14 protein-coding genes are annotated in these 13,105 nt (G+C 71.7%); 4 read left to right on the top strand and 10 right to left on the bottom strand.

From position 1 onward, the window contains the following. Positions 1-7: 7 nt before the first annotated feature. A complete protein-coding gene (locus ACFYL6_RS12820) occupies positions 8-2,104 on the top strand; it encodes a S9 family peptidase (RefSeq protein WP_387170711.1) in 2,097 nt (698 codons plus the stop codon). A 148-nt stretch (positions 2,105-2,252) separates the two neighbouring features. After that, a complete protein-coding gene (locus tag ACFYL6_RS12815; RefSeq protein WP_387170709.1) occupies positions 2,253-2,438 on the top strand; it encodes a hypothetical protein in 186 nt (61 codons plus the stop codon). A 29-nt stretch (positions 2,439-2,467) separates the two neighbouring features. On the opposite strand, the gene ACFYL6_RS12810 is transcribed toward ACFYL6_RS12815, so the two are convergent. From ACFYL6_RS12810 to ACFYL6_RS12795, 4 genes are all read right to left on the bottom strand, one after another. Continuing rightward, a complete protein-coding gene (locus tag ACFYL6_RS12810; RefSeq protein ID WP_387170708.1) occupies positions 2,468-3,997 on the bottom strand; it encodes an FtsX-like permease family protein in 1,530 nt (509 codons plus the stop codon). Then, positions 3,994-4,695: an ABC transporter ATP-binding protein gene (locus tag ACFYL6_RS12805; RefSeq protein WP_387170706.1), complete on the bottom strand. Its 702-nt coding sequence runs from the start codon at positions 4,693-4,695 to the stop codon at positions 3,994-3,996. The genes ACFYL6_RS12810 and ACFYL6_RS12805 overlap by 4 nt, the downstream gene beginning before the upstream one ends. Next, positions 4,692-5,228, bottom strand: a complete 537-nt coding sequence (locus ACFYL6_RS12800; protein WP_387170704.1) for a PadR family transcriptional regulator — start codon at positions 5,226-5,228, stop codon at positions 4,692-4,694. Before ACFYL6_RS12800 ends, ACFYL6_RS12805 begins: the two co-directional genes overlap by 4 nt. A 204-nt stretch (positions 5,229-5,432) precedes the next feature. Beyond that, positions 5,433-6,035, bottom strand: coding sequence for a TIGR03086 family metal-binding protein (locus ACFYL6_RS12795; RefSeq protein ID WP_387170702.1), 603 nt, complete (start codon positions 6,033-6,035; stop codon positions 5,433-5,435). A 31-nt stretch (positions 6,036-6,066) separates the two neighbouring features. Between ACFYL6_RS12795 and ACFYL6_RS12790 the strand changes: the two genes are divergently transcribed. Continuing rightward, complete coding sequence (locus tag ACFYL6_RS12790) at positions 6,067-6,966, top strand: DUF6597 domain-containing transcriptional factor (RefSeq protein ID WP_387170700.1); 900 nt, start codon at positions 6,067-6,069, stop codon at positions 6,964-6,966. Positions 6,967-6,986: 20 nt separating this feature from the next. Here ACFYL6_RS12790 and ACFYL6_RS12785 read toward each other — a convergent pair whose 3' ends face one another. The 6 genes from ACFYL6_RS12785 to ACFYL6_RS12760 are packed head-to-tail and all read right to left on the bottom strand — an operon-like array spanning position 6,987 to position 12,584. Continuing rightward, entirely contained in the window at positions 6,987-8,516 is a 1,530-nt protein-coding gene (locus ACFYL6_RS12785; protein WP_387170698.1) for a SpoIIE family protein phosphatase, read from the bottom strand. Positions 8,517-8,529: 13 nt separating this feature from the next. Continuing rightward, complete coding sequence (locus tag ACFYL6_RS12780) at positions 8,530-9,891, bottom strand: sensor histidine kinase (protein ID WP_387170696.1); 1,362 nt, start codon at positions 9,889-9,891, stop codon at positions 8,530-8,532. Then, positions 9,888-10,901 carry a SpoIIE family protein phosphatase gene (locus ACFYL6_RS12775; protein WP_387171169.1) on the bottom strand — a complete coding sequence of 338 codons (1,014 nt, stop codon included), beginning with the start codon at positions 10,899-10,901 and terminating at the stop codon, positions 9,888-9,890. Before ACFYL6_RS12775 ends, ACFYL6_RS12780 begins: the two co-directional genes overlap by 4 nt. Beyond that, on the bottom strand, positions 10,898-11,317 hold the full coding sequence (locus tag ACFYL6_RS12770) for an anti-sigma regulatory factor (RefSeq protein ID WP_387170694.1): 420 nt from the start codon (positions 11,315-11,317) through the stop codon (positions 10,898-10,900). The genes ACFYL6_RS12775 and ACFYL6_RS12770 overlap by 4 nt, the downstream gene beginning before the upstream one ends. Next, positions 11,314-11,724, bottom strand: coding sequence for an STAS domain-containing protein (locus tag ACFYL6_RS12765; RefSeq protein ID WP_112586344.1), 411 nt, complete (start codon positions 11,722-11,724; stop codon positions 11,314-11,316). The genes ACFYL6_RS12770 and ACFYL6_RS12765 overlap by 4 nt, the downstream gene beginning before the upstream one ends. Then, positions 11,724-12,584 (bottom strand): STAS domain-containing protein, encoded by an 861-nt coding sequence (locus tag ACFYL6_RS12760; RefSeq protein WP_387170692.1) that lies wholly within the window; start codon positions 12,582-12,584, stop codon positions 11,724-11,726. Before ACFYL6_RS12760 ends, ACFYL6_RS12765 begins: the two co-directional genes overlap by 1 nt. A gap of 163 nt (positions 12,585-12,747) precedes the next feature. Between ACFYL6_RS12760 and ACFYL6_RS12755 the strand changes: the two genes are divergently transcribed. Next, a complete protein-coding gene (locus tag ACFYL6_RS12755) occupies positions 12,748-13,104 on the top strand; it encodes an STAS domain-containing protein (RefSeq protein WP_091395791.1) in 357 nt (118 codons plus the stop codon). Position 13,105: the final 1 nt, after the last annotated feature.

The following is a 13,105-nucleotide window of genomic DNA, read 5'->3' as shown; positions in this document are numbered from 1 at the left end:
GGCCGCCGTGACCACCGAGACTGCCCCGCCCGCGGCGAAGCGGGTGCCCAGCGAGCGCACCCACCACGGCGACACCGTCGTCGACGAGTACGCCTGGCTCGCCGCCAAGGACGACCCGGAGACGATCGCCTACCTGACCGCGGAGAACGAGTACACCGACGCGCGTACGGCACACCTGGCCGACCTGCGCGCCGACCTGTTCGAGGAGACTCGCCGACGGACTCAGGAGACCGACCTGTCCGTGCCGACCCGCAAGGGCGGGCACTGGTACTACACCCGCACGGTCGAGGGGCAACAGTACGGAGTGCAGTGCCGCCGGGCGGTCCGCGACGGCGAGACCGACCCGCCGGTCAGCGCGGACGGCGCCCCACTCGACGGCGAGGAGGTGCTGCTCGACGGCAACCTGCTGGCCGAGGGGCACGACTTCTTCTCGCTCGGCGCGTTCGACGTCAGTCCGGACGGTCGCTGGCTGGCCTACTCCACCGACTTCTCCGGCGACGAGCGGTTCACCCTGCGCGTGAAGGACCTGACCACCGGCGAGCTGCTGCCGGACGAGGTGCCGGACACGTTCTACGGCACCGCCTGGTCGACCGACGCCTCGGTGCTGTTCTACGTGACCGTGGACGACGCCTGGCGGCCGAACCGGGTCTGGCGGCACACGATCGGCTCCGCCGCCGCCGACGACGTGGTGGTCCACCAGGAGGACGACGAGCGGTTCTGGGTGGGGGTGGAGCTGACCCGGTCGGAGAAGTTCATCCTCATCGACATCCACAGCAAGGTCACCAGCGAGGTGCTGGTGATCCCCGCCGGCAACCCGACCGGCGCGCCGGCCGTGATCGCTCCCCGCCGACAGGGCGTCGAGTACACGGTGGAGCACCACGGCCACCGTTTCCTGATCCTGCACAACGACGGCGCGGAGGACTTCGCGCTGGCGTTCACCTCGGCGGACGTACCGGGCGACTGGGTGCCGCTGATCGAGCACACCCCCGGCACCCGGCTGGAGGCCGTCGACGCCTTCGCCAACCACCTGGTGGTGTCGCTGCGCACCGACGGGCTCACCGGGCTGCGGGTGCTGCCGGTGGGCAGTGACGACGGGTACGACATCGACTTCCCCGAGCCGCTGTACAGCGTCGGGTTGGACGCCAACCCGGAGTACCGCACCGGCCAGGTCCGGCTGCGCTACTCTTCGCTGATCACCCCCGACTCGGTGTACGACTACGACCTGGTCACCCGGCAGATGGTGCTGCTCAAGCAGAAGCCGGTGCTGCCCGGGCCGGACGGGCGACCGTACGACCCGGCCGAGTACGAGCAGCACCGCGACTGGGCGCTCGCCGACGATGGCACCCGGGTGCCGATCTCGCTGGTCTGCCGTGTCGGCACCCCCCGGGACGGCTCGGCCCCCTGCGAGCTGTACGGCTACGGCTCGTACGAGGCCAGCATGGACCCGTGGTTCTCGGTGGCCCGGCTGTCCCTGTTGGACCGGGGCGTGGTCTTCGCGGTGGCGCACATCCGGGGCGGCGGTGAGCTGGGCCGACGGTGGTACGACCAGGGCAAGCTGCTGGCCAAGAAGAACACCTTCACCGACTTCGTGGCGTGCGCACGGCATCTCGTCAAGGCCGGCTGGACGACCAGCGACCGCCTGGTCGCCCGGGGCGCCTCGGCCGGTGGCCTGTTGATGGGCGCGGTGGCCAACCTCGCGCCGGACGCGTTCACCGGGATCGTGGCGCAGGTGCCGTTCGTGGACGCGCTCACCTCGATCCTCGACCCGTCGTTGCCGCTGACCGTCACCGAGTGGGAGGAGTGGGGCAACCCCCTCGAAGACCCCGAGGTGTACGCGTACATGAAGTCCTACACGCCGTACGAGAACGTGGCCGCCGTGGACTACCCCGCGATCCTCGCGGTGACCAGCCTCAACGACACCCGGGTGCTCTACTCCGAGCCGGCGAAGTGGATCGCCCGGCTGCGGGCGGTCGCACCGGGCGGCGACTACCTGCTGAAGACCGAGATGGGCGCCGGGCACGGTGGCCCGAGCGGCCGCTACGACTCGTGGCGCGAGGAGGCGTTCATCAACGCCTGGATCCTGGACCGCATCGGCCGCGCCTGACCCGTCGTCGTCATGATCGCGCTCGAGGGTGGGAGTAGTCCCCTCGACGGCTCGGGGAGACCATCACCGGGCGCGTTCATGGTCGGGTCGCGTATGTGCGGCCTGGCCTTTCCGGGTCGCGGCGGATGTCGCGGCCTAGACTTCCGGGGTGACCGGGGCTACGGATGGTGACGGCGGGGCCGCCGAGGACGTCCGCCGACCGAGCGTGGCGGCGGTGGCGCGGGATCGGCGGGTCTGGCTGATCCTCGCGGTGGTCGCCGGCCTCCTGGTCTGCTGTTGCTCGGCCGTGCTCGGCACGCTGATAGCACTCTCGTCCGGCCTGCTCAGCGCCTGACCTGGCCGAGCCGGATCATGCCGGCCGGTTCAGGCCGTGCGCAGCTCGTCCAGGGCGGTGCTGGCGCGCAGGAAGAGCAGGCCGACGCCGATCGTCACCAGCACCGCCGCCAGGGCGCCGGCACCGAGCCACGCCAGGTGCTCCAGGGGTACGGGAACTGCTCGCTGTATCCCGGGAGTGTGCACGATCCGGGTGTACTGCTCGCGGGTGGCCGGGTCGTCACAGAGCGCCGCCGTCGCCTCGCAGATCGGCGTTGAGGAGCCGCCCGTCGACACCTCCGCGATGAGCCCTCGGCCGAGCAGCGTGCCCACGGTGAGCGCGAGCAGGATCGCCGGCACGGCCGGCGCCAACGCCTGCCAGGCCACCGAACGGCTCAGCGTGGCACGGGGCACCCCGGTGGCGACCAACGCGGCGTAGGCGCGTCGACGAGCGACGATCCCCTCGACCAGCGCGACGATCAGCCCGCCCGTCGCGATCAGGATGGCCACGGCGACCGCGCCGTCGACAAGATCCATCGTCGACAGATAGAAGGGGTTGGCGCCAGCGTCCACCCCGACGAGCCGGCTCTGCTCCCGTTCGAGCTGGTCCTTCGTGGCGAAGTAGGCACGCTGGGCGGCTGCTCCCCCGCCGAAGATCAGGGCGGCGAGCAGCGCGGCGAACGTGCGGCTGCCCGCCCAAGGGTCGGCCATCAGCCGGCCCGCCGCGAGCAGGGCCGGTGCCCGGCGGGCGTGCCGACGCAGCAACCGCCCGCAGTGGTACGAGATCCAGCCGGTGCCGATCACCACCCCGATCATCGCCGCGAGCGCCCCCACCGCGAACAACAGCGGCACCAGCCAGGCCAGCTCTTCGCTGTCGTCGAACCGATAGACCACCGAGCGGATCACCGCGAACGAGACCACGCCGAACCCGATCAGGAGCCCGGCCCACGGGCCCGGACCACGCTCGCGGGCGGCCTTGCGGCTCACCCCCAGCGGGCTGGTGGTGACCGTACGCAGCATCAGCACCGTGGCCAGCGCCGCGACGACCGGCAGACCGAGCACCACACCCACCATCGCGCCGGTCGACGGCAGCACGTCGGTGGGCAGGGCCAGTTGCCCTCGCGCGTCCGGCCGGTGCAGCAGATCGCGGCCAACCAGATAGACACCCAGCCCGGCGAGCGTGCCGAGCAGAGCGGCCACGCCGGTCTCCAGCACCACCAGTCGGGTGACCTGCCCGGGAGTGGCGCCGGCCAACCGGAGCGCGGCCAGCCGGCGGTCCCGTGCCGGCGCGCCGAGCCGGGCGCACTGACCGGCCAGCGCCAGCACCGGGACCATCAGCATCAGCAGCGCGAACGCCGTGCCGCCGCGCAACCCGGGCTCCACCAGCAGAGCGTTGTTGTACTGCTCCGACCACCTGTTCCGATTCTCCTCCGTCGCCAGGGGCGTGGGGATGGCCAACACGGTGAGCGCCGCGAGCCCGGCCAGGGTCGCCAGCAGTGCGCTGAGCGCGGTGAGCACCACCCGGGCGGTGTCCGTGCGGGTGCCGGCGAGCGCGAGGCGGACCAGCGTCGTCGGTCTCACCGGGCACCGCCGGCCAGCGGCACGTCGAGCCCCAGGCCGGTGTGGTCCACCAGGCCGTCCCGCAGCACGATCTCCCGATCCGCGTACGCGGCGATCCGCGGCTCGTGGGTGACCAGCACGACGGCGGTGCGCTGCTCACGGGCGAGCCGGACCAACTGGGTCAGGACCTGCTCGCCGGTGAGCGTGTCCAGTGCGCCGGTCGGCTCGTCGGCGAAGAGCACCCGAGGCTCGGTCACCAGCGCCCGCGCCGTGGCGCAGCGTTGCTGCTGACCCCCGGACATCTCACCCGGCCGGACGTCGGCCACCTCGGCCACCCCGAACCGTTCCAGCCAGGTGAGCGCCGCCGTCCGTGCCTCTCGCCGCCCCGTGCCGGCGAGGAGCAGGGGCAGGGCGACGTTCTCGGCGGCGGTCAACTCGGCCACCAGTTGACCGAACTGGAACAGCACCCCGAACTCGGTGCGCCGCAGCCGGGACCGGGCCGCCTCCGACCAGGTGTCGATGCGGTGCCCGCGCCAGGTGACCTCGCCGGCGTCCGGCCGGAGAATCCCGGCCAGGCAGTGCAGCAGGGTCGACTTGCCGCAGCCACTCGGCCCGGTGACGGCCACGATCTCACCCTCGGCCACGTCGAGCGTCACGCCGCGCAGCGCCGGCGTCGGGCCGTACGCCCGAACCACGCCGCGAGCCTGGAGTTGCGTCACGGATGCACCTCCCGGTGCCAGTCGGCGACCCGGCCCAGGGTGGCGTGCAGCCACCGCAGATCCGCGTCGAGGTGGACGATCGCGAAATCGGCCGCGACCACATCGCTGAGGGTGGCGGCCGGGTCGGCCTTGACCGCGGTCAGCTCACGAAGCCGTGCGGTGTGCGCGGCCCGCTGGGCGATCAGGTACGACTTGGCCCGATCGACGTCGGCGACCAGCAGCGCCACCACGACCTTGGCGAAGAGCGTGCTGGCCACGTACGGCATGGGCGGTTCCACCGTGGACAGCCACTGGTCCAGCGTGTCCCGCCCCTGGTCGGTCAGCGCATACGCCGTGCGATCCGGCCCGGCCACCCGATCCTGCCCGGCGGTCGCCACCAGCCCGTCGCGTTCGAGGCGGCCGAGAGTGGCATAGACCTGCCCGAACGCCAGCGGCCGAGCCCGCGGCAGCCGCTCGTCGTGCGCACGCTTCAGCTCATACCCGTGCCGGCTGCCCCCAGCGAGCAACCCAAGCAGAACATGCGGCGTGGACACCCCGCCCACTATTCACCCAGCGAATACCCAAGTCAACACCCCACCCCGCTGCCACCCCACCCCAACCCCACCCCAACCCCATCCGTCCCCGCCCCACGCCCCGCTGATCATGAAGTTATTGCGCAGACACGCCGAGGTGGATGGCAATAACTTCATGATCAACCGAGGCAGGGCGGGGCAGGGCAGGGGGGCGGGGTGGGTGGGTTAGGGGGTTTGGGGCCAGGTGGGGGTGCGGCCGGTTTGGGTCAGGAGGCGGGCCAGGTCGGGGGCCAGGTTGGGGATCAGGTCGGGGGTTGGGGTTGGGGGTGGGGTGGGCAGTGGGTCGGCGAAGACGCCCATCTTGCGGGCGGTGGGGCCCAACTGCTCCACCAGCCCGTGCAGTTCGGTCACCACCTCCGGGGCTGGGTGGTACGGCTGGCCGGTGGCGACCGCGAGGTCCCAGCCGTGCACGGTCAAATCGAGCAGGGCCATGCCGCCGATGGCGGTCTGCGGCATGGGCATACGCGGTGACATGCCCTCCACGCTGGACGGGTCCGACCAGGCGGCGACCAACCGGCCGGTCTCCTCCTCGAAGTGGTCCCGCCAACCGTCGCCCAGGTAGTCGGGCTTCTCGGCCCAGTCCACCTGCCGCTTCTGGGCCAGATCCTGGAAGTTGACCACCACCTGGAAGAGATGGTTGAGCAGATCACGGACCACGTAGTCGCTGCACGGTGTGGGCAGGTCCAGCTGGTCGTCGGAGATACCCCGCACCACCTCGACGGTTCGCGGCGCCGCGGCCGCCAGCAGATCGCTAGTCTGAGTGGACATAGGGCCAGCGTATGAGGGTGGTCTTGAACAAATGCGACAGCGACCGCGTGGCGACAGCCGGGGAATCCTCGATCCCGGGCGTCTGCTGCGCGAGGTGCGCTTCCGTCGACACCTGCCGGCGGAGCCGCTGCGCCCGTGGGTCGAGCACTACTGGTTGATCGACTGGGCGCTGAGCACGCCGTTCGAGCAGCGGGTCGTGCCGCACCCGGCGGTGAACGTGGTGTTCCGACGCGACCACGACGGCGACGGCAACGGCGACGGCGACCGCGACGGCGACGGCGACGGCGACCGCGACGGCGACGGCGACGGCGACGGGCCCGAGTCCGGCGAGGTGGCCGGGGTGGGCCGCGACCTGTTCCGGATCACGCTGAGCGGCACCGGCCGGGTGTCCGGGGTGCAGTTCCGCCCCGGCGGCTTCCACCCGTTCTGGCGCCGCCCGGTCAGTGACCTGACCGGCCGTCGGGTGCCGCTGCCCACCGGTCGGCTGACCTGCCCGGACAGCCCGGTGTGCGGGAGCGGGCCCTCGGGACCACCCACGTCGGCGGCGAGCGACGACGAGCGCTGCCGGGCGCTGGACGCTCTCCTCACCGCCTGGCAGCCGGAGCCGGACCCGCTGGCCGAGGAGGCCATGCGGCTGGCGGAGGCGATCCGCACCGACCGGACGGTGCTGCGCGTCGACGACTTCGCCGCGCGGCACGACGTCCCGGTCCGCCGGTTGCAGCGGCTCTTCCTGGAGTACGTGGGGGTCGGGCCGAAGTGGGTGATCCGCCGTTACCGGCTCCAGGAGGCGGTCGAGCAGGCCGCCGGTGGCCCGCTCAGCTGGGCCGAACTCGCCGCCGACCTCGGTTACAGCGACCAGGCCCACCTGGTCCGTGACTTCACCGCCGTGGCCGGGGTGTCCCCCGCCGCGTATGCCCGCTCGGTGCGCTGAAAACCCGAAACAGCTGACAGTCAGCGACGGCGCAGGACGACCACGGCGACGTCGTCCTGGATCTCCGGTGGTGCCAGCTCCACCAGCAGTCGGGCGCAGAACTGGTCCAGGTCACCGTCGACTGTCGCGGCGACCGTGGCCAGCGCGGCCAACCCGTCGTCGATGGTGGCGTCCCGTCGCTCGATCAGCCCGTCGGTGTAGAAGACCAGCGTGGCCCCGGCCGGCACCACGAACTCCAGGTCGGCCGGGCGCGGGGCGCGGACGCCGAGCAGCGGAGCGGAGTGCTGCACGAACTCAACCTTGCCGTCCATGATCAGCAGCGGTGGAAGGTGCCCGGCACTGGCCAGCCGGACGTGTCCGGTAGGCGGGTGCAGCAGCAGTACGCAGAGCGTCGCCAACTCGTTCGGCAGCAACGTCCGCATCAGCTCGTTGACCCGGTGCAGGATCTCGCCGGGCTGGTGGCCCTCGACCGCGTACGCCCGCACCGCGTGCCGCAGTTCGGCCATCACGGTCGCCGCGTGCAGCGAGTGGCCGGCGACGTCCCCGATCGCCAGCAGCAGGTGCCCGTCGAGCATCACCAGTTCGTAGAAGTCGCCGCCCACCTCGGTCTGCGCGCTGGCCGGCTCGTAGCGCACCGCGAGGTCCAGGCCGGCCACGGTGGGCAGCCCGCGCGGGAGCAGGCTGCGTTGGAGGGTGACCGCGATCCGGTGCTCCTCGTCGAACGAGCGTTGTGCCTCCACGGCCGCCGCCACCGCCTGCGCCAGCTGCTTGAGCACCGGGGTCCGCGCGGTCTGGGTGGCGGTCGGGACCACCACGTACAGCGGGGCCCGGTCCTCGCGCAGCCGGGCGGCGGCGACGGTCACCGTGTCGTCCGTCGGCCATTCGACGAGCGCCCAGTTCGCCGGGGCCTCCACCCGGACCGTGGCGCCGGTCGGCACTCCGGTGTCGTCGACGACCCACGGCACCACGGCGGCCACCGCGCCGGGGCCGGCGCAGACGCCGGCGAGGCAGTCGCCGTCGAAGGTTTCGGCGATCACCGCCGCCGGGCTCTTGAAGATCTGGGCGGCCCCCTCGGCGGCGGCCTCCAGCAGGCGCGCGAAGGTCGGCGCGGCGTGCACGGCCACGGTCGTGTCGGCCAAACCGAGCAGCCGCTCGGCGAGCAGTTCGGCGCGCTGCCGGGCCTGGTAGTAGCGCAGCACGGCCCGGGTGGTGGCGATCAGTTCCTCGGGCTCGATCGGCTCGGTCAGGTACGCGTCCGCGCCCCGGGTCAGCCCCTGGGCGCGGTCGGCCACGTCCACGGCGTGCGCCGACACGTGGATGACCGGCATCGCCGGGTGCCGCGCCTTGATCTGCTCGCAGACCTCGTAGCCGCTCAGGTCGGGCAGCCGGACGTCGAGGACCACCAGGTCGATCCGGTCCACCTCGACCCGAGCCAACGCCTCGGCGCCGTTCTCGGCCTCCAGCACCGTGAACCCGGCCCGGGTCAGCCAGCTGACCAGCAGGTAACGCTTGGTACGACTGTCGTCGACCACCAGGATGGTTGTCGGCATGCCGTCCACGCGGTCACGCCCCGCCTGTGGGCAGGGAGAGGGTGAATGTGCTGCCTTCGCCCGGCGCGCTGGTCAACGCCAACGTCCCGCCGAGCAGGGTCACCAACCGCCGGGCGTACGGCAGACCGAGGCCGGTGCCGCCGACCCGGGTGGCGCCGGGCACCTGGTAGAACTCCTCGAAGATCCGGTCGTGCAGCTCGGGAGCGATGCCCGGCCCGGTGTCGCTGACCTCGAACTGCCAACGGTCGCCGTGTTGGCTGGCCCGCAGTCGCACCTCGCCGCGCTCGGTGAACTTCAACCCGTTGTGCAGCAGGTTGCGCAGCACCTGGCCGAGCAGCACCTCGTCGGTGCGCAGCAGGGCAGGCGCGGCCGGCTCCTCCACGACCAGTTCCACGTTCGGTCGGGTGGCCAGCGCGCGCAGGGTGCCGCGCAGTTGACCGAAGACCGGGCGCAGGTCGACGTCGGCCAGGTCCGGCTCGATCCGGCCGGACTCCGCCTTGGCCAGGTCGAGGAGTTCGTTGACCAGGTTGAGCAGGTCCATCGCCGACGAGCGGATCAGATCGATCTGGCGGCCCTGTTCGTCGGTGAGCGGGTCGGAGGCGGAGTCGGTGAGCAGCCGCCCGAGGCCGATGATCGCGGTGACCGGGGCGCGCAGTTCGTGGCTCACGTTGGCCAGGAACCGGCTCTTCGACTCACTCGCCGCACGGAGCTGGGCCGACTTCTCGTCCAGTTCGGCGTAGAGGGCGACGACGCCGCGGTTGGTCTCCTCCAGCTCCTCGGTGAGCTGGTTGTAGAGCGCCAGCACGCCACGGTTGGTCTCGGCCAGTTCCTCGTTCAGCACGGCCAGCTCGTCGCGTTGGCTGCGCACCTCGTCGAGTGCGGCGATGAGCTGCCCGTTCTGCACGGTCAGCTCGTCCAGCGCAGTGCCCGGCGCGGTGCGGCCGAGTTCGGTACGGAACTCGGCGAGCCGCTCCGGGGTCGGCGTCGGCGCGTTGGCCGGGACTCGTCGGGACATCCGTACGACCGTAACCCCCTGGACGGTCAACACGCTCAGTGTGTCGACCAGTCGGGACACCGCGCCGGACTGCGGTTGGTAGCGGCCGTCCGGGATCGGGGACACCGGGGCCAGGTCGGCGCGCAGGTGGAATCGGCCGTCGGCACCCGCGTCGACGTGGAACGAGACATCGGCCCCGCCGGCCGTTCGCAGCAGGTCCCGGGCGACCTCACTGAGCGCGGTGGCGACCCGGACCTGGTCCTGGTGTTCCAGGCCGACCACCGCGGCCACCTCGCGCCCCCGCTGACGGATCACGAAGATGTCCTGCTCGACCCGCAACGCCATCTGGAGCAGCGGCACCGCGGCCGGCTCCCCGATCATGCCCAGGACCTCGCGACCAGTACGCAGGCGTCGTCGCGTCGCACACCGGCGTCACGCAGGAGGGTCGCCGCCATGATCAGCGGGGACCTCTCCGCCAGGCCCGGGTAGTCGGTCATCCGCCACCGGTCGACCACCCCGTCGCTGTGCATCACCAGCCGGGCACCGGGACCGAACGGGTAGTCGTACTCCCGGATCGTCGGCCGTTGGTGGCCGGCGATGCCGGGCAGCGACACCAGCCCTCGACGGCGGCCGTCCCCCTCGACGACCACGCCGGCGATGTTGCCCAGGCCGGCGTAGTGCAGCACGCCGGCCTCCGGCATCAGCTCGCCGACGGCGAGCGCGGCGCCCCGGGTGTGCGACATGCTCCGGTGCAGGTGACCGACCACCATCGCCGGCGGGCCGACCGGGGCGTCGCGGAACGCGGCCAGCGCCGCGTCGGTGGCGGCACCGGCCAGCGGGCCGTGCCCCAACCCGTCACTCACCAGCACCTGGTGCCGCCCGTCGACGACCCGCACGGCGTAGCCGTCGCCGCTGATCGTCTCGCCGGTCAGCGGTCGGGTGAGAGCACCGGCCCAGGACGGCCGAGCCGCCTCGCCCGGCCAGACCTGCACGGCGAGGACGGTGCCCCGGCCGGGCAGCGAGTATCCGTCGAACCAGCTGGCCTGCCGGACGATGGCGCCCAGGCCGATGCCGAGCGTGCCGGTGGTGGAGTGCCCGTCCCGGGACGAGACGGTCAGGTCGGCCATGCCGGGCCCGGAGTCGATGGCCACCAGCTCCACACCCGCCTGCCCGGCGCGGCGTACCGGCCGGAGCAGCAGGACACCGTCGTCGGCGTGCTTGACCAGGTTGCTGGTCAGCTCGGCCGCGACGATGGCGAGGTCGGCGATGCGCGCCTCGCCCATCTCCACCTGGGCGCCCAGGCGTTCGGCGGCCCGCCGGACGGCGCTCGCCGCGCTGCTGGCCTCGACCCGAAACCAGATGCCACTGTCGGTGACCGCGTCGCCGTTCACCTGGACCACTTGGTGACCGTGATCCGCGTGCCGGTCTCCGCCGACGTCTCGATCTCGAACTCGTCGACCAGGCGTCGCGACCCACTGAGGCCGAGGCCGAGGCCGCCGCCGCTGGTGTAGCCGTCCGTCATGGCCAGGTCGAGGTCGGCGATGCCCGGCCCGGAGTCGGCGAACACGATCTGCACGCCCTTGCGTCGGCCGTTGTCCACGACCGTCACCTCGACCGAACCGCCGCCGCCGTACACCAGGGTGTTGCGGGCCAACTCGCTCGCCGCCGTGACCACCTTGGTCTGGTCGACGAGGGACAGCTTGCTGGCCACCGCCACGGTGCGGACCAGCTGTCGGACGCGCACCACGTCCTCATCGCTCCGGACCGACTGCGCCTGTGGCTGGCCCAGGTCGATGCCCGCGGTCACGGCGTGGCCGTCTCGGCGTCCGGATCGTCGTCGAGCTGGTAGTCGAGCTCGTCGGCGTGGGCCGCCGCGATCAGTTCCATGCCGCGCTCGACGTTCAGCGCGGTACGGATGCCGTTCAGCGACAACCCGAGTTCGACAAGGGTGATGGCGACGGCCGGACGCATCCCGACCACCACCGTCTCCGCGTCGAGCACCTTGGAGATCGACGCGATGGTGGAGAGCATCCGCCCGACGAAGGAGTCGACGATGTCAAGTGCCGTGATGTCGATGATGACGCCGTGGCAGCCGGTGGCGACGATCCGCTCGGCCAGGTCCTCCTGGAGCTGGACCGCCGTCTGGTCGGACATGTCGAGCTGGATGGAGACGAGCAGGATGTCCCCGATCTTGAGGATCGGCACCCTTTCCATCAGGCGTCCCGGCGCGGCTGGCGTCGGGCGGTCTCCACCCCGTTGAGCCGCAGCACGTGGCGCAGGGCGTCGGCGAGGCTCGCCTTGGTGGCGATGTCGCCGAACTCGATGCCGAGCGCCACGATGGTCTGCGCGATCTGCGGGCGGATGCCGGAGATGATGCAGTCGGCGCCCATCAGTCGGGCGGCCACCACGGTCTTCAGGATGTGCTGGGCGACCTGGGTGTCCACCGCCGGTACGCCGGTGATGTCGATGATCGCGTACGGCGAGCTGGTGTCGACCAGGGTCTGCAGCAGCCGCTCCATGACCACCTGGGCCCGGGCCGAGTCCAGGGTGCCGACCAGCGGCACGGCGACGACGCCCTCCCAGAGCTTGACCACCGGCGTGGAGAGCTCGAGCAACTGCTCGGCCTGGTCGGCGATCAGGCTCTCCCGGGTACGGACGAAGCTCTCGAAGGTGAACAGGCCCATCTCGTCGACCAGCTTCGAGAAGGCGACGTAGTCCTGCAACGCGCTCGGGCCGCCGGTCTCCTGCACCAGCTCGGCCAGCACGTCCTTCAGCGCGAAGATGCTGATCGTGGTCTCGGTGGCGGAGAAGCCCTGCCGGGCCCGGCCACGGGACAGTTCGGAGAGCGCGGCGCGCAGTTCGGCGGCGCCGTCGGCGGACAGGTCGATGGTGCCCTGCGCGCTGGTGGCGACGATGGCGCGGTGCAGGTCCTGGACCTGTCGGCGCAGCTCCGCCTGGCTCAGTCGACCTCGCAAAGAACTGGTGACGATCTCTGTCCACCGAGCCGTGACCCGTTCGTCCTGCCCGCTGAGCAGCGCGGCGAGCCGACCACTCTCTTCGGTGCTCAACGCCATTTCGAACCCCCTTGACCTGGACCGGGCGGACTCTATCACCGGGCCCTGACCAACTACTTGCCCCGTAGCAACTGAATGACGATGACCACCGGATCACGGCTCCCGTTCTACCTCCGACCATGGTCGTGGGATACCGTTCCCCCGATAACAGGAGGTCTGGCGAATGTCGTTGACGGTGCACACGGAACAACGCGGCGACGTGGTCGTCGTGGCGGTCGCGGGCGAGCTGGACATGGCCACTGCACCGCAGCTGCAGGACCAGATCACCGACCTGCTCGACAAGGGCCGCAATCGGCTGGTGTTCGACCTGGCGGACGTCTCGTTCTGCGACTCGACCGGTCTGTCGGTCTTCGTCCGCGCCAAGAACAGCTGCGACGAGGCTGGCGGCGTGGTCCGGCTGGCCGCCCCGCAGCGCGGTGTGCTGCGCATCCTCGAGGTGAGCGGGCTGGTCGAGGTGCTGCACACCTACCCGACGGTGGACGAGGCAGTCGCCGGCGAATCGACGCCGGCCTCCTCCTGAC

This window comes from Micromonospora sp. NPDC007208, assembly GCF_042869175.1.
Classification (GTDB): domain Bacteria; phylum Actinomycetota; class Actinomycetes; order Mycobacteriales; family Micromonosporaceae; genus Micromonospora; species Micromonospora foliorum.
Note: the sequence above shows the minus strand (reverse complement) of the source record. Positions and strands in the feature narration are given on the sequence as shown.